This is a genomic window from Sciscionella sediminilitoris (assembly GCF_000737195.2).
In the GTDB taxonomy this organism is placed as follows: Bacteria; Actinomycetota; Actinomycetes; order Mycobacteriales; family Pseudonocardiaceae; genus Sciscionella; species Sciscionella sediminilitoris.
Genome location: NZ_JALM01000021.1, coordinates 26,930 through 41,844 on the forward strand (window position 1 = coordinate 26,930; position 14,915 = coordinate 41,844).

A 14,915-nucleotide genomic window follows, 5' to 3' on the forward strand; every position below is an offset into this window, starting at 1 on the left:
CCCGGGCGCCCCGTCTCCGGTGGCACGAATGTACTTCGATAGCTGAGTGTGATGGGAACTCTCGGGTACTCACTCCAAAGTGTCGCGGCGTCAACGAATGGGGCCTCCGGAATACCGGCTCGGTGTCCCGAATCTGAATTGCACAGAGGTTTTACTAGGTGTTCCACTAGTCGTTGCGCGCCGCCGGTTCGGACGAAGTTCTCCTGCCATCATTGGTACCGATGTCTGACACACAAGAACTGATGCGGATCTACCTGCATCGGTGGTCGCTACGGCTCGATGGCGAGCCGATCAACGGGAACAACGCGATCGTGCAACCAGTGCGTACCGATGAGGGAACCCCCGCGATGCTGCGCTTGGCGTCGCGGGCACCGGTGCCGGAGCACGACTGGCTTGCACTGTCCCTTTGGGACGGTGACGGTGCGGTTCGGCTGTACGAACACGATTCCGATGGTTCGGTGCAGCTGCTGGAGCGTCTCGACCACACCCGGAACCTCGACGCGTTGCCCATCGATGATGCGGTGATCGTGGCGGTGGCCTGCGTGCCCGGTTGTCCCGCCCGGCACCGCCTGGCATACGGACGGTAGAGCGGCAGGCGGCGAACTGGATCGCGGAGCTGGTGAACGCGCCGGGCCTGCCGGAGCCGATCCGGGACGAGGCGATCGGGGTCTGCCGGGAGCTGGGGCCCGGTGCGAAGTCCTACCTGATCAACGAGGATCTGCATTATCACAACGTGCTCGCCGCCGATCGGGAGCCGTGGCTGGTCATCGATCCGCTGATCGTGGCCGGGGACCGCGAGTTCGGCCTGGCGCCGCTGCTGTGGGGGCGGCTCGAGGAAAGCAGCACCCACCGCATCCTCGATGCCCTGATCGAGATCGAGCGGCTGGATGCGGATCGCGCCCGCGCATGGACCTTCGCCGGTGCCGTCGTCAAGTGGACGTATACGCAGGGGCGGGTGGCCGAGAACTGCCGGAGCATCGCGCGTGCTCTCGCCACGCTGCGGCCGTAGCTCCGGCCCCGGATCACCGGTCCAGGGTGCGGATGAGCCAGTCGATCATGCTCGGCCACACCTCGGCGGCCTTGGACACCGCGCAGTGCCCGGTGTCCGGGACCAGGTTGACCTCGGTGTCGCGGCGATCGGTGAACACCAGCGTGTCGTGCCGCGGAACGTGCACGTCCTCGGCCCCGTTGAGCACCAGCATCGGCGCGTTGCGGTCCTGATCGAGCAATGAGCGCAGGGAGAACTCCGGCAGGCACCGGCCGAGCTCGGCATCGGTGGGGCGATGGTCGAAACCGAGCGCGTTGCCGAGGATGTCGGACATGCCGAACACCGTTTCCCGGTCCCTGGCGAAGGCCGCTTCGACCGGGCCGCCGAGGTCGATGGCCGCGTCGACCTGACCGCTGAGACCGGAACGCGCCGAGTAGTACCCGCCCATGGAGATGCCCAGATGCGCGACCGGCCCGTTGCCGAGGGCGCGGGCGTGCGCGATCAGCCCGTCGACGATCTCCGCTCCACCATCGGGAGTCATGGGTACCTCGGATTCCCCGGTACCGGCGATGTCGAAGGCCAGCACCCGAACCCGTGCTCGCTCGGCGAACTGGACCAGCACGTTGTGCACATCCATTTTCCAGCTGTCCACTCCACCGCTGGCGAGCAGCACCGGGGCATCGGCCGCGAGGCCGGGCAGGGCGAGCAGGTGCACCGGAACGGCCGTGCGGCCACCGCGACAGGGCAGGTCGAGGACCTCGCGCTGGAATTCGACGGGGAATCCCGGTGCGGCAAGGCGATATTGCTCGACCTGCGCGGCGAGGGCGGCGCGTTTGTGGTCGTCGGCGAGCGTGGGGAATTTCGCCCAGCCGTAGGCGAGCGCGGCCAGGTGGTGCCGTCCGGCCCCGGCGTATCCCGCGGCGAGCCGCGACCATTCGTGCACCCAGCCGCCCGCGGCATCGGCCCACATATCGGTGATCGCGGCGCGCACCGCGTCCACCTCGGTGGCCGGCAGCCCCGCCGCGATCATCTGCGGATACCGCTCGGTGAACAGTTCCTCCGGGTCCTGCGGCCACTGGTAGGACATCACACGCTCCTCGTTAACGCAAGTTTCCTGCGATAGTGACGCTACGCCGGGTTCACTGGTAAAGCAAGAAACCTGCGTTAGGGTGCCGGGGTGAGTGACGACGAGCCCCGCACGCGTCCCGGAGGGCGTGCCGCACGCGTGCGCAGTGCCGTGCACGAGGCCACCCGTGCGGTGATCCGGGAGCGCGGTCCCGAACAGCTGAGCATCGGGGAGGTCGCGGCGCGGGCCGGGGTGCACGAGACCTCGGTGTACCGCCGCTGGCGCACCAAGGAGAACCTGATCGCGGACACCCTGCTGGCCTCCAGCAGTGAGCACGTGCCGGTCCCGGACACCGGTTCGATCCGCACCGACCTCATCGCGTTCGCCCGCTCCGTGGCGAGCTACCTGAGCACCCCGCTGTCCATCGCGGCGCTGCGCGCGACCGCCGCGATGACCGAAGACGCGGTGTCCGCGCGGTTCTGGTCCACGCGCTACGAACTGGCGCAGGTCATGATCGACCGCGGAATCGCCCGCGGTGAACTACCCGAGGGTGTAAATCCGCGCGCCGCACTGGAAATGCTGATCGCGCCGCTGCATTTCCGGGTGCTGATCGCCAAGGAACCGTTACCCGAGGATCTTCCCGAGCAGCTCGCAGATCTGGTGCTGGAAGGGTTGCGCGCCCGCTGAGCCGTTATCCGGTCAGATCGCCCTCGCGTTCGTTGAGTTCCGCGTAGCGGCGCAGTTTGTCCTCGTCCACGGTGACCCCGAGCCCGGGCCCATCGGGAACGTGCAGTGCGCCGGATTCGAAGCGCAGCGGTTCCACGATGTCGTCGGCGTGCAGGTAGTACATGGAGTCGATGGCGGTGGACAGCACCGGGGTGCTCGCCACGACGGCGAGGTGGGCGGCGGTGGCGATGCCTAGTTCCCCGCCGCTGTGCAGGTTCATACCGAGCCCGAAGGTCTCGCAGTGCGCGGCGAGGGCTTTGGTGGCCGCGATCCCGCCCCATTTGTAGACATCGCCGTGGATGACGTCGACGGCGCGCATCCGCACCGCGGGGGCGAAGTCCTCGAAGCGTACGACGCACATGTTGGTGCACAACGGAATCCGGACTTTCTCGTGTACCTGGCTCATCCCCTCGATGCCGACGCAGGGGTCTTCGAGGTATTCGAGGTCGAGCTCTTCGAGGGCGCGCCCGGCGCGGACGGTGTCGGGCACGGACCAGGCGGCGTTGGGGTCGACGCGCAGCAGGCTCCCGGGCAGTTTCTCCCGCAGTGCGCGCAGGATCTCGACATCGCCGGGCACATCGGTGGTCCCCTTGAGCTTCACGGCGCTGAACCCGCCCTCGGCCACGACCCGTTCGGCGTGCTCGGCGATCGCGTGCGGGGAGGAACCGTCGGCTCGGGTGATCAGTGCGGTGATCGGCACCGATTCGCGGACCGGTCCGCCGAGCAGGTTCAGCAGGGACTGCCCGCTCGCCTTGCCGATCACATCCCAGCAGGCGACGTCGATCGCGGCGATGGCGGCGTAGCCGAGGTAGCCGTGGAAGAACGGCACCATGTGCTGCTTGCGGTGGAAGGCCTCGAGCGCGAAGGGGGAGGTGCCGCGCAGGTCCTCGGCGAACTTGCGGACGAGCGCGGCGACCGGGCGGCCCCACATGGTCTCGCCCCAGCCCTCGATCCCGGAGTCGGTGCGGATCCGCACGATGGTCCGGGTCTCGCCGGTCTTGGTCTCGAAGGAACTGGTGAACGGGTTGGTCAGCGGCAGGTTGACGACCCACACGTCGACATCGGTGATCTGCATAGGGGTACTCCTAGGCGGTGGCGTGGTGGAAGGCGCGGATGGCTTCGGCGAGTGCGGTGGCCCGCTCGGTGAGCAGGCGCGCACCGGTTTCCGGATCGGCACCGCTCGGATCGTCGGTCTGCCCGCCGACCCTGGCCCATTCGCCGTGCCGTTCCACGGTGAGCCCGGGATAGGGCGGCCGGTCGAACAGGGCGGGCGGCTCGACCGGGGGGCGCGGGGGAACCGGGGACCGCACGAGTTCGGGGTGCGCGGCGAGCAGCAGGCTGGTCTCGAATTCGCCCGCGTGCCCGGGGTGTTGCGGGGATTCGCCGAGTGACCAGTAGGAGCAGGCACCCACGGCGACCTCGGCGCGCAGGGCGAACCGTTTGACCGCGAGCCGCATGATCTCCTCGTTCCCGCCGTGCCCGTTGACCAGCAGGATGCGCCGGAATCCGCTCTCGGCGAGGGAATCGAGCAGATCGGCGAGCACCGCGGACAGGGTGGGCGCGGACAGCGAGACCGCGGCGGCGAACAGGTGGTGCGGGCTGTGCCCGAACGGCAGCGCCGGGGTGCGCACCACCTGCGGATCCTCGGCGCCGAGCAGGTCGAGCGCGCGGTCCACGCAGGCGGTGGCGAGCATGGTGTCGGTGCCCATCGGCAGCGCTTCGGCATGCTGCTCCTGGGAACCGATCGGACACAGCGCGATACCGTCCGCATCCGCTGCGGCCCGCACCTCGCGCCAGGTCATGGTGGTCAAACTGGGCACGGTCGACTCCTCTTCGTAGCGTGGCATGGTGGTCCGATGCATGTGGTCACCGCACCCGAGCCCGCGGCGTGGCTCGGTGCCGTGGAACTGGTGCCCGGCCAGGTCACCGCGGCGCTGCTGCACCGGTCCGGGGAACTGGAGCGCACCGCGCGGGCCGAGTTCGGGGCGCGAGCGGGCGTCGCGGAGATCGAGGACGCGCTCTACCGGGTGGGCGCGGACTGCTTCGCCGGTTACCGGCTGCTCGGGATCGGGGTCGCCGCTGCCGGTCTGGTGGACGCTGAAGCGGGCGTGCTGCTCGAGGTGCACGATGTTCCCGCGCTGCACGGGTATCCGGTGGCCGCGAAGCTCGCCGAGCGGTTCGGTGCCCCGGCCGCCGTGGAACACCGGGCCCGGCTGCAGGTGCTCGGTGACCGGTGGTTCGGCGCCGGGCGCGGCCGGGCCACCTTCGCCTCGGTGTCCACCGGAACGGTGCTCGGCGCGGGGGTGCTCTACGAGGGCAGGGTGCTCGCCCCGCAGGGCGGGCGCAGCGGCGCGCACATGACGGTCGCGGCGAGCGGACTGGAGTGCACCTGCGGGGAGCGCGGCTGCTGGAAGACGCTGGCCACCACGAACTGGCTCACCGCTGCCGCCGCCGCGCGCGGTTTCCACGGTGACCCGGTCGGGCTGCTGCGCGAGCCCGGCGAGTTCCAGTCCACTGTGGACGAGTATGCGGACAATATCGCGCTCGGCCTGGTGAACATCCAGCAGTTGTTCGCCCCCGGCTTGTTCATCGTGCACGGCGAAGCGGTCGCCGGGGGTGAACCGTTCCGGGCGCGGATCGAGGCGCGGTTGGGCGCGGGACTGGTCGCGACCGCCGAACGCCCGAGTGTGGTGTTCGGCGCATACGAGCACAGCGCCCTGCTCGGCGGAGCTGGACTGGTGCTTGCCGGGCACTAGCACCGTCTCCTCCGGCGCGGGTCCAGGCCGGGGACGGCGGCGAGGAGTTCGGCGGTGTAGGGATGCTCTGGCGCGCCGAACACCTGCTCCGCGCTGCCCAGTTCCACCAGCTCGCCCGCCCGCAGTACCGCGACCCGGTCGGCGATCCGGCGCACCACGGCCAGGTTGTGCGAGACGAAGACGTAGGTGAGCGCATGTTCGGATTGCAGGCGGGCCAACAGGTCCAGGATGCGTGCCTGTACCGAGACATCGAGCGCGCTCGTGGGTTCGTCGAGTACCACGAGTTCGGGTTCGATCGCGATCGCGCGGGCGATGGAGATGCGTTGCCGTTGTCCCCCGGAGAACTCGTGCGGGTACCGGTCCTGCATGGCGGCGTCGAGCCCGACCGATTCGAGCAGTTCGCCGACCCGCTCGCGCACCGTTGCTCGTGCCCGCCTGCCGCGCAGCTCCGGTTCGTGGGTGACGAGCGGTTCGGCGATGATATCGGTGACCCGCATGCGCGGGTTCATGCTGGAGTACGGATCCTGCAACACCACCTGCATCCGCCTGCGCAGGGACCGCAGTTCCGCGGGCGCCACGGTGGCGAGGTCCTTCCCCGCGAAGTGCACGGTTCCCCGGCTCGGTGCGAGCAGCGCGAGCAGCAGCCTGGTCAGGGTCGTCTTGCCGGATCCCGATTCCCCGACGATGGCCAGGGTTTCCCCGCTATGCACGGTGAGATCGACATCGGAGAGCACGGTGTCGGCGCCGAAGTCCTTGCCCAGACCGGTTATCCGCACCAGTTCGGTCATGGGGAGGCCTCCAGTCGTGGGGTCGCGGCGAGCAACTGGCGGGTGTACTCGTCCTCCGGTTCCTCGAACACCCGCTCGGTCGCCCCGGATTCGAGCACCATGCCGTTGCGCATCACCACGACCCGGTCGGCGAGTTCCGCGACCACCCCGAGATCGTGGGTGATCAGCAGGATCGCCATTCCGTGGTTGGCCCGCAGTTCGGCCAGCAGATCGAGAATCCGGGCCTGCACGGTCACATCCAGTGCGGTGGTCGGTTCGTCGGCGATGAGCAGGCGGGGCCGCCCGATGAGCGCCATCGCGATCATCACCCGCTGCCGCAGCCCGCCGGAGAGCTCGTGCGGATACTTGCGGGCGCGCTGTCCGGGGTTGTTGATCCCCGCCTCGGCCAGCGCTTCGGGGACCGCGGCCAGTGCCTCGGCCCGGCTCGCCCCGTTGTGTTTGCGCAGTACCTCGGCGACCTGGGCGTCCACCCGTTTCACCGGATTCAGACTGGTCATCGGATCCTGGAAGACCATCGCGATCTCATTGCCGCGCACCGTGCGCAGTTCCCGTTCCCCGAGGTCGAGTAGTGAGCGCCCGTCGAATTCGATGGAGCCGCCCGCGTACACGCACGGCGGTTGTGGGTTCAGCCGCAGCACCGAGAGCGCGGTCGCGGACTTGCCGCTGCCCGATTCCCCGACCACGGCGACGATCTCGCCCGCGCCGACGTGGATGTCGATGCCGCGCACCGCATGCACGGTCCCGTCGGCGAGCTGGAAGTCCACCCGCAGGTTCTCGATGTTCAGTAAAGGATTCATCGGCGGTAGGCCTTCGGATCGGCGACATCGCGCAGGACATCCCCGGCGATGTTGATGGCCAGGGCGGTCAGCATCAGCGCGCAACCGGGGAACACCGCGATCCACCAGGAGGTGCCGAGATAGAGCTGTCCATCGGAGAGCATCGATCCCCAGGTGACCGTGGTCTTCGGGACGCCGAGGCCGAGATAGCTCAGCGAGGACTCGGCCACGATCGCCGAGGCCACGTGCAGGGTGCCGATGGTGGCGAGCGGGGCGAGCACATTGGGCAGCAGGTGGCGGCGCATGATGGTGCCCGAGCGCACCCCGATCGCGCGGGCTTCGGTGACGAAATCCCGCGACCGCAAGGAAAGCACCTCGGAGCGGACCACGCGTGCGTAGTTCACCCAGCCGGTGAAACCGAGCACCAGGATCACGTACCACAGCCCGGATCCGAGGAAGCCGACGATGGCCAGCGCGAGCAGGATCGAGGGGAACGCGAGCTGGATGTCGGCGATCCGCATCAGCACCTTGTCCACCCAGCCGCCGCGGAATCCGGCGATGAGCCCGATCAGCGCCCCGAGGATGCCCGCGAGCAGCGCCGCGCTGCAGCCGACGAGCAGCGAGATCCGGGAACCGTAGATCAGCCGGGAGGTCAGATCCCTGCCGAGCTGGTCGGTACCGAGGAAATGCCCTGCCGTGCCGGGTGGTTGCAAGCGGGACAACAGATCCTGGGCGTTCGGGTCATACGGCGCGAGCAGCGGTGCGAACACGGCGGCGAGCACGAACAGGGCGAGCAGGATCAGCGCGGCAAGGGCGAGTTTGTTCCGGACCAGCGCACGCAGCGTGGCGTTCGAGGTTCCGGTGGTCTTGGCGGTCATGGTGCTCATGCGCGCACCCGCACTCTCGGATCGAGGAAGGTGTAGGAAAGGTCGACGAGCAGGTTCACCACCACGAAGGTGGCCGCGAAGAACAGCACGGTCGCCTGCACGAGCGGGAAATCCCGGTTCGAGATGGCTTCCACGGTCAGCCTGCCGACCCCGGGCCAGGAGAACACCTGCTCGGTCAGGATCGCCCCGCCGAGCAGGCTGCCAACCTCGAGGCCGATCACGGTGACCACGGGAAGGGCGGCGTTGCGCAGTCCGTGGCCGAGTACCACCCCGAGTTCACCGAGCCCTTTTGCCCGCGCGGTGCGCATATAGTCCGCGCCGAGCACATCGATCAGCGAGGAACGCAGCAGCCGGGCGATCATCGCGACCGAGTAGATGGCCAGCGTGATCGCGGGCAGCACCAGGTGTTCGATGCCGCCGTACCCGGAAGCGGGGAGCACCTGCAGGCCGACGGCGAACACCAGGATGAGCAGGATGCCCGCCCAGAACGGCGGAGTGGACTGTCCGATGAGGACTCCGGTCATCACCCCGGTGTCCGAGCTCTTGCCCCGGCGCAGCGCGGCGAGGGTGCCCGCCGGGATCGCGAGCACCAGTGCGATCACCAGCGCGGCCGCGGCGAGCTCCACGGTCGCCGGGAGTCGTTCGGCGAGTACCGAGCTCACCGGCTGGTCGTAGAACAGTGAGTTGCCGAAGTCGAACCGCAGGATCCCGCCGAGATAGTGCAGGTATTGCAGGAACAGGGGACGATCCAGGCCGAGGCTGGCGCGCAGGCTCGCCTCCTGTGCCACGGTGGCATCCGGGGGCAGCAGCACCTTCACCGGATCACCGGAGATGCGGACCAGGAAGAACACCACGGTGGCCACGCAGAACAGTACGAGCAGTGCGCCGCCGATCTTGCCCGCGATGGTGCGCAACAGGTTCATCCGGTGACCCCCGCGCTGTCCATGTCCAGCACCCCGACCGCGTTGGGCCGCCAGTGTGGCCGGTCGTTGCGGGCGAGAATGTTGTCCAGCTGGAACAGGAAGACGAACGGTGCCTCGGTGTGCAGCAGCCACTGCAGTTCGGTGAACGCGCGCATCCTGGCCTTCGGATCGACCGCGCTTTCCTCGATGTCGATCAGCCGGTCCGCGCGCGGATCGTGCCAGCGGCTCTGCCTGCGGTCGTGGCGGATATTGGACTGCACAAGGCTTTCCGCGTCCCCGGTCCACCCGGTGTTCTTGGCGAGGTAGATCGGGCCGAGCGCGCCGGAATTGCTCGAGGTGAGCCTGCTCTTGTAGGTGCTCGGATCCAGCACGGTGACCTTGGCGCGCACGCCTGCGTGCACGAGCAGTCCGGCGATCGCTTCGGCGACCTGGGAGTCCACATTGGACGCGGTGAGCGTGGTGTCCAGTCCGTCCGGGTACCCGGCCTCGGCGAGCAATTGCCTGGCGCGCCGGATATCCCTGGTATAGGCGGGAATCGCGGGATCGAATCCGTTGGCCTCGCGCGGGAACATGGTCGGCACCTCGCGCGCTTTCCCGTCCAGCACGGCTTTGACCAGCAGCGGCACATCGACCGCGTGATTGAGCGCCTGGCGCACCCTGCGGTCGGCGAGCGGGCCCTCGCGGGTGTTCAGCGAGAGATAATAGGTGGGCATGCCGGGGAAGTTCTCGATCCGCACCCCGCCGTATCCGGCGAGCTGGCGGGCCGCGTCCGGGGTGAGCTGGGTGACCATGTCCACCTCATCGCTTTGCAGCGCGGCGAGCGCGGATGCCGGATTGGGCATCGGTTTGAACACCAGCTCGTCCAGTTTCGGGCGGCCCGACCAGTGTCCGGGGAACGCACGCATCCGCAGTTCGTGATCGCGCTGCCAGGACACGAAGCGGAACGGCCCCGTGCCGACGGGTTCGCGGGCGAACCGCTCCGGCCCGACCTCGTCCAGATAGCGCGGTGGCACGGCGACCCCGCCGAACAGCGAGACCTTCGCGGGCAGGATCGGATCGTGCTTGCTGGTGTGCACATCCACGGTGAGCGGGTCCACCACGGTCGCGCCGTCCACATAGCGCAGCTCCACGATCGGTGAATGCGTCGCGGGATCGCGCAACCGGTCGAGGCTGTACCGCACGGCGTGCGCATCGCAGGGTTCGCCGTTGTGGAACCGCACCCCGGGGCGCAGGTGGAACCGCCAGGTCTGCTCGTCGAGCACCGACCAGGAGGTCGCCAGCCCGGGACCGAGCCGGTTGTCGGTGCCCCTGGTGGTGAGCGTGTCGAACATGTTGATCAACACGTTCATCGAGGGCATATCGCCCTGCTTCTGCGGGTCGAGGGTCTTGGCCTCGTCCGGCTGGGACACCCGGAGCACCCGGCCGCGTGGCTCGGCCGCGCTCACTCCGCAGGCGCCGAGCAGCGGGGCCAGCGTGGCGAGACCGCCGAGGCGCAGTGCCTCGCGCCTGGACTGCCGCCGAGCGGTCACCGCGGTACCTCCCGTCGTTGGGCTGTGTCCGTCGAGTATTCAATCCACCGACATAGCGTTTCGTCAGATGGAACGCTGATTGGTTAAGCTAGGCGGCATGCGAAGGGCTGTCAACAACCCCGAAGACGGGCAACCGGTCCGCGGATCGGTGGACAAGGCGCTCGACCTGCTCGCCGCGCTCGCTTCCGGGGACGGTCCGCACCGGCTCGCCGAACTCGCGCGAGAGACCGGGATCGCCAAGCCGACCGTGCACCGGATGCTGCGCACCATGGCCGAATCCGGCTTCGCGGTCGGCACCGAGGGTGGCGCGTATCACGTCGGCCCGCGGTTCCTCGGGATGGCGGCGGCCGCGCTCGCGGGGAGCAGGGGCAACCAGTTCGCCCGGCCGGTGCTCGAGGAACTGCAGCGGCGCACCGGGCATACCGTGCACTACGCGGTGCGGCACGGGAACGAGGCGATCTACGTGGACAAGGTGGAGCCTGCCCAGTCGTACCGGATGACCTCGCGGGTCGGTGGCCAGATTCCGCTGTACTGCACCGCGGTCGGGCGCGCGATCCTGGCCCGGCTGCCGGAGAGCGAGCGCGCCGAGATCCTCGGCACGGCACCGCTTCCCGCGCGCACCGAGCACACGCTCACCGATCCGGACGCGATCCGGGCCGCGCTCGCCGAATGGGACGAGCGCGGATTCCTGACCGAGGACCGGCAGAACGAACCGGACATCCGCTGCGTCGCGGCCCCGGTCACCGATGGGCTCGGCGCGGTCATCGGTGCGATCAGCGTGTCCGGACTGGTGTTCACCCTGGACGAGGAGAGTATCGAGGTGTACGGCCCCATGGTGCGCGCCGCCGCCGACGAGGTCTCGGCGACGCTGGGTGGCCAGGGGCCGCGGCTGAGCTCGGTGCGCTCATGAGCGAGCTGGCGAGCCTGTTGCGGGAAGGGGCCGAACAGCGGGTGTACTCCGCGGCCGCCTGGTCGGTCGGGGACGGGGAAGGCGCCATCGACCGCGGTTCGCTCGGACATCGCGCACACGGCGGGGCTCCGGTGGACGGCACCGAGAACTGGGACCTCGCCTCGGTCACCAAACCCATCGTCGGCCTCGCGGTCATGGCGCTCGTCGAACGCGGAATACTCGGGCTCGAGGACACCCTCGGCAGCCATCTTCCCGGGTACACCGGCGGGGACAAGGCGGAGCTGACCGTGCGCCAGCTGCTGGCGCACAGCTCCGGACTGCCCGGCGGGGTGCGGTTGTTCGCCGATCATCCCAGCAGGGAGGGATTCCTCGACGCGCTGCGCGCCCTTCCGTTGCGCCGCAGTCCGGGTACCGGGGTCGAGTACTCCTCACAGGGATTCATGCTGCTCGGGTTTCTCGCCGAGGCCGCGTCCGGGCGGCGCCTCGACCATCTCGTCGAGGAATACGTGTGCGCGCCGCTGGGTATGGACGGCACCCGGTTCGGCCCGGTCGCCGAGGCCGTCGCTACCGAGTACTGCCACTGGCGCGAGCGGATGGTCATCGGCGAGGTGCACGACGAGAACGCCGTGGTGCTCGGCGGGATCTGCGGGCACGCCGGACTGTTCGGCACCCTGGAGGATCTGGAACGGCTCGGCATGGCGCTGGTGCGCGGCGGTGGCGAACTGCTCGGCGCCGACACCTTCGCCGAAATGACCGCCTGTCACACCGAAACGCTGAACCTGCGCCGATGCCTTGGCTGGCAAGGATTCGACCATGACTGTCCACTGGGGACAGTCTTCGGGCGGGACTCCTACGGGCACACCGGATTCACCGGTACCAGCATCTGGGTGGATCCCGCGCTGGGCCGGTATTTCGTGCTGCTGACCAATCGTGTGCACCCGAGCAGGGAACCGGCCGGTATCGAGGTGTTGCGTCGGCGGTTTCACGAATGCGCGGTCGGTCTTTAGGTTGCGGGGCTGGTTCGGTGTGCGAGGGCTGCCGCCGCTGATTCGGTTTCGTCGGTGACTGTGCGGTAGCAGTGATCCGCCTGCGATGCCCTACTACAACATCGTGGCCGGGCGCACCGACATCGACCTCGCCGACAAAACCAAACCCGAGCGAGTCGGCCACCACTGCATCGACATGGCCCGCGCCTGGCTACTCCGCGGCGACCGGGAACAAACCCTGACGAACCTCAACCGGGCACGGGCATGGTCGCCGTTCAACACCCGGCACCACCCCGGCGTACGAGGGTCAACGGGCGCGAAAGCTAGTTCTATTCCGTACCGCTTCGATAGGTGCGTCCGGTGGGTGTGGTGATTTCGAGTTCGCTGGTGTGGTGGTCGAGTCGGTAGTGCCAGCCGGGTGCGGATTTCAACTTGTGGTCGAGTTTGCGGAGTCCTTGGAGGTCGGCCGTGTTGGTGTGGCCGTTGTCGGCCCATGCTTGTGCGTGGTCGATCTCTTGGATGGGGCGGCAGCATCCGGGGACTCTGCAGTGGTGGTCGCGGAGCCGAATGTAGTCGCGTTGGCGGGTGCTGGGTCGGTATCTGCGTCGTCCGAGGCCGCGAATCACGCCGGTGTCGGGGTCGGTGAGGATTTTGCGGACCGTGTTGCGGGGGTCGGTAAGCATGGCCCGCGCGGTGTGGGCAGGAATCTCTCCGTAGCCGGTGACACGGCAGTATTCCTCGCTCATGTCCAGCGCTACCCCGAGCGGTACTTGCACGTTGACCACGACCCTTACTCCGGTGTGCTGGTTGCGTCCGGTGATCAGGTCGGTGATGGTGTCGGCGCGGAGTTGGTCGAGGGTGCGTGGGTCGCCTTGGTGGCGTAGTGATCGGGCGATCGCGTCGATCCGGGTTTCGCAGGCGGCCAGGTCCTCGCTGGGGAGCCGGGCGAACAGGGTTCCGGTGCCGTCCTCGTCGTCCTGGAACGACACATACCGTGCGGCACGGGCGGCTGCGATCCTTACTTCTTTCGCCGCCGGGTCGAGTCGATCGGCCAGGCGTCGTAGGTAACGCACCCAGTCCCGGGGGCGTCCCTTGTCCTGCAGTCGTTCGGTGATCCGGGTATCGGCGGTGGTGATGAGTTCCTCGGGAAAGGATTCGAACACTTCCCGAATTTTCGAGGCGTGAAACAAATCAACCTGGCCTGCGTGCATGCATTCCAGAACCCCGGGCATGTGTTCGCTGAGAAAGATCGTGGTTTCCACGGTGTCGATGGACCATCCGCGCGGCACATTCCGCGCCAGCCGCAGTTCCTCGATCACCGACTCCACGGTGAACAGGTCCCCGAAACGCTGCTTTTGCCTGCACCACAAGGCATACACCCGGTCCACGGTCATCGCGTCCAACCGCGCCCGCTCCCGGTCACATACACAGATCGCCTCGATAAGCGAATCCTCATCAACCCCAGTGCTCATGAATTCATGATACCACGGAAAATCCTACCGCGCCGAAGATTGAACGGGAAAGCGAATCAGCTTTCGTCCAGGAACGAATCCAAATAAGTCCAGGTCGTTTCCGCCGCCGTGCGACCGGTGAGCACGCCGAGATGCCCGCCCGGCGCGGTGTGCAGGCGCACCTCGGGTGCGTTAGGCAGGATCCGCACCACGTGGTGGGCGGCCGCTTCCGGGGCGAGTACATCGGAATCGCCCGCGATGTTCATGACCGGCACCCGTACATCGGCGAGGTGCACGGTGCGCGTCGGCCCCTCGACGTGTCCGGTGGCGAGTTCGTTGGCGCGCACCAAGCGGTGATAGGCCTGCGCGATGGCCCGGCCGGGGTAGCCGTACATATTGCGCATCATGTCGTCCACGGCCTCGATGTGGGCGAGCGCATCGCGGTCGGTGCTGTATTTGAGCACGGTCAGCGGTTTGCGCAGATACGTGGAGAGCGCGGTGGTCTTGAACGCGAGGCTGACGAGGTTCGCGGGCACGGTTCCGAGGGTGCGCAGCGCGGTGCCGACGATCTGTCCCCCGGTGACCTTGCCGAGCAGCCGCAGCGGATCGGCGAGCCGCACCTTGGACAGGTCGACCGGGCTGGCGATCATCGCGACCGCGCTCACCGGAAGCTCGGGGAAGGCCGCGGTGGTCAACAGACTGAACAGCCCGCCGAGGCACCAGCCGACCAGCTGCACCGGTTCTCCGCCGCGGTCCTCGGAGACGGCGCGGATCGCGGCGGGCAGTACATCCCGGATCCAGAACTCGAGCCCGTGCGCGCGGTCCTCGAACGCCATCGGGCCGTAGTCCACGAGGTAGCTCGGCCGCCCGGAGAGCACCAGGTGCTCGGCGAGCGAACAGCCCCTGCGCAGATCCATGCAGACCGCGGGCGCACCGAGCGGGGGAACCAGCAGCACCGGCGGTCCCTCGACAGGCACCTGCTCGGTGTACCGGTGCACCGTCTGTTTGGGGCCTTCGGCGATGACCGTGGACGGGGTGCGCCTGGTGTCCGCGAGCCCGCCGCGGACGAGGAAATCGAACAGATTCGTGCCCGAGGCGAGGACATCCTCGATCAGCGGCACGGCAGCAC

The 14,915-nt window shown here is 68.3% G+C and carries 16 protein-coding genes; 6 read left to right on the top strand and 10 right to left on the bottom strand.

The features are described from left to right. Window positions 1-221: 221 nt before the first annotated feature. Complete coding sequence (locus tag AD72_RS11355; protein ID WP_082468878.1) at window positions 222-587, top strand: aminoglycoside phosphotransferase family protein; 366 nt, start codon at window positions 222-224, stop codon at window positions 585-587. 32 nt (window positions 588-619) lie between these two features. Continuing rightward, window positions 620-1,009, top strand: coding sequence for an aminoglycoside phosphotransferase family protein (locus tag AD72_RS11360; protein ID WP_051898504.1), 390 nt, complete (start codon window positions 620-622; stop codon window positions 1,007-1,009). 13 nt (window positions 1,010-1,022) lie between these two features. Here AD72_RS11360 and AD72_RS11365 read toward each other — a convergent pair whose 3' ends face one another. Beyond that, the gene (locus AD72_RS11365) at window positions 1,023-2,075 is read right to left on the bottom strand and encodes an alpha/beta hydrolase (protein WP_031466434.1); all 1,053 of its coding nucleotides are present in this window, start codon (window positions 2,073-2,075) and stop codon (window positions 1,023-1,025) included. Between the two features lie 90 nt (window positions 2,076-2,165). Here AD72_RS11365 and AD72_RS11370 point away from each other — a divergent pair, with 90 nt between their 5' ends. Next, window positions 2,166-2,741, top strand: a complete 576-nt coding sequence (locus AD72_RS11370; RefSeq protein ID WP_031466435.1) for a TetR/AcrR family transcriptional regulator — start codon at window positions 2,166-2,168, stop codon at window positions 2,739-2,741. Between the two features lie 4 nt (window positions 2,742-2,745). Here the strand turns inward: AD72_RS11370 and AD72_RS11375 are convergent, their stop codons facing one another. Both AD72_RS11375 and AD72_RS11380 read right to left on the bottom strand, forming a co-directional pair. Beyond that, window positions 2,746-3,855 (bottom strand): mandelate racemase/muconate lactonizing enzyme family protein, encoded by a 1,110-nt coding sequence (locus tag AD72_RS11375; RefSeq protein WP_031466436.1) that lies wholly within the window; start codon window positions 3,853-3,855, stop codon window positions 2,746-2,748. Between the two features lie 10 nt (window positions 3,856-3,865). Further along, window positions 3,866-4,600 carry a creatininase family protein gene (locus AD72_RS11380; RefSeq protein WP_231644792.1) on the bottom strand — a complete coding sequence of 245 codons (735 nt, stop codon included), beginning with the start codon at window positions 4,598-4,600 and terminating at the stop codon, window positions 3,866-3,868. A gap of 36 nt (window positions 4,601-4,636) precedes the next feature. Between AD72_RS11380 and AD72_RS11385 the strand changes: the two genes are divergently transcribed. After that, the gene (locus tag AD72_RS11385; protein ID WP_031466438.1) at window positions 4,637-5,536 is read left to right on the top strand and encodes an ROK family protein; all 900 of its coding nucleotides are present in this window, start codon (window positions 4,637-4,639) and stop codon (window positions 5,534-5,536) included. On the opposite strand, the gene AD72_RS11390 is transcribed toward AD72_RS11385, so the two are convergent. Genes AD72_RS11390 through AD72_RS11410 form a run of 5 tightly spaced genes read right to left on the bottom strand, consistent with a single transcriptional unit; the run spans window position 5,533 to window position 10,439 of the window. Beyond that, the gene (locus tag AD72_RS11390; protein WP_031466439.1) at window positions 5,533-6,324 is read right to left on the bottom strand and encodes an ATP-binding cassette domain-containing protein; all 792 of its coding nucleotides are present in this window, start codon (window positions 6,322-6,324) and stop codon (window positions 5,533-5,535) included. The two genes, AD72_RS11385 and AD72_RS11390, sit on opposite strands and share 4 nt — an antisense overlap. Beyond that, a complete protein-coding gene (locus AD72_RS11395) occupies window positions 6,321-7,121 on the bottom strand; it encodes an ATP-binding cassette domain-containing protein (RefSeq protein ID WP_051898505.1) in 801 nt (266 codons plus the stop codon). The genes AD72_RS11390 and AD72_RS11395 overlap by 4 nt, the downstream gene beginning before the upstream one ends. Further along, the gene (locus tag AD72_RS11400) at window positions 7,118-7,987 is read right to left on the bottom strand and encodes an ABC transporter permease (protein ID WP_031466441.1); all 870 of its coding nucleotides are present in this window, start codon (window positions 7,985-7,987) and stop codon (window positions 7,118-7,120) included. Before AD72_RS11400 ends, AD72_RS11395 begins: the two co-directional genes overlap by 4 nt. Next, window positions 7,984-8,910, bottom strand: coding sequence for an ABC transporter permease (locus AD72_RS11405; RefSeq protein ID WP_031466442.1), 927 nt, complete (start codon window positions 8,908-8,910; stop codon window positions 7,984-7,986). Before AD72_RS11405 ends, AD72_RS11400 begins: the two co-directional genes overlap by 4 nt. Then, window positions 8,907-10,439, bottom strand: coding sequence for an ABC transporter substrate-binding protein (locus tag AD72_RS11410; protein WP_031466443.1), 1,533 nt, complete (start codon window positions 10,437-10,439; stop codon window positions 8,907-8,909). The genes AD72_RS11405 and AD72_RS11410 overlap by 4 nt, the downstream gene beginning before the upstream one ends. Before the next feature lie 97 nt (window positions 10,440-10,536). Here AD72_RS11410 and AD72_RS11415 point away from each other — a divergent pair, with 97 nt between their 5' ends. Both AD72_RS11415 and AD72_RS11420 read left to right on the top strand, forming a co-directional pair. Further along, window positions 10,537-11,349: an IclR family transcriptional regulator gene (locus tag AD72_RS11415; RefSeq protein WP_031466444.1), complete on the top strand. Its 813-nt coding sequence runs from the start codon at window positions 10,537-10,539 to the stop codon at window positions 11,347-11,349. Continuing rightward, on the top strand, window positions 11,346-12,356 hold the full coding sequence (locus AD72_RS11420; RefSeq protein WP_031466445.1) for a serine hydrolase domain-containing protein: 1,011 nt from the start codon (window positions 11,346-11,348) through the stop codon (window positions 12,354-12,356). Before AD72_RS11415 ends, AD72_RS11420 begins: the two co-directional genes overlap by 4 nt. 308 nt (window positions 12,357-12,664) lie before the next feature. Here AD72_RS11420 and AD72_RS11425 read toward each other — a convergent pair whose 3' ends face one another. Then, a complete protein-coding gene (locus AD72_RS11425) occupies window positions 12,665-13,807 on the bottom strand; it encodes a DUF222 domain-containing protein (protein ID WP_082468881.1) in 1,143 nt (380 codons plus the stop codon). 56 nt (window positions 13,808-13,863) lie between these two features. Next, a complete protein-coding gene (locus AD72_RS11430) occupies window positions 13,864-14,907 on the bottom strand; it encodes an alpha/beta fold hydrolase (protein WP_031466447.1) in 1,044 nt (347 codons plus the stop codon). Window positions 14,908-14,915 lie beyond the last annotated feature (8 nt).

What these genes read in the sequence shown, in the direction of transcription:
- AD72_RS11355 (WP_082468878.1), top strand. Translation starts at nt 222, where the DNA reads ATGTCTGACACACAAGAACTGATGCGGATCTACCTGCATCGGTGGTCG.
- AD72_RS11365 (WP_031466434.1), bottom strand. Translation starts at nt 2,075, where the DNA reads ATGTCCTACCAGTGGCCGCAGGACCCGGAGGAACTGTTCACCGAGCGG.
- AD72_RS11375 (WP_031466436.1), bottom strand. Translation starts at nt 3,855, where the DNA reads ATGCAGATCACCGATGTCGACGTGTGGGTCGTCAACCTGCCGCTGACC.
- AD72_RS11385 (WP_031466438.1), top strand. Translation starts at nt 4,637, where the DNA reads ATGCATGTGGTCACCGCACCCGAGCCCGCGGCGTGGCTCGGTGCCGTG.
- AD72_RS11390 (WP_031466439.1), bottom strand. Translation starts at nt 6,324, where the DNA reads ATGACCGAACTGGTGCGGATAACCGGTCTGGGCAAGGACTTCGGCGCC.
- AD72_RS11395 (WP_051898505.1), bottom strand. Translation starts at nt 7,121, where the DNA reads ATGAATCCTTTACTGAACATCGAGAACCTGCGGGTGGACTTCCAGCTC.
- AD72_RS11400 (WP_031466441.1), bottom strand. Translation starts at nt 7,987, where the DNA reads ATGAGCACCATGACCGCCAAGACCACCGGAACCTCGAACGCCACGCTG.
- AD72_RS11405 (WP_031466442.1), bottom strand. Translation starts at nt 8,910, where the DNA reads ATGAACCTGTTGCGCACCATCGCGGGCAAGATCGGCGGCGCACTGCTC.
- AD72_RS11415 (WP_031466444.1), top strand. Translation starts at nt 10,537, where the DNA reads ATGCGAAGGGCTGTCAACAACCCCGAAGACGGGCAACCGGTCCGCGGA.
- AD72_RS11420 (WP_031466445.1), top strand. Translation starts at nt 11,346, where the DNA reads ATGAGCGAGCTGGCGAGCCTGTTGCGGGAAGGGGCCGAACAGCGGGTG.
- AD72_RS11425 (WP_082468881.1), bottom strand. Translation starts at nt 13,807, where the DNA reads ATGAGCACTGGGGTTGATGAGGATTCGCTTATCGAGGCGATCTGTGTA.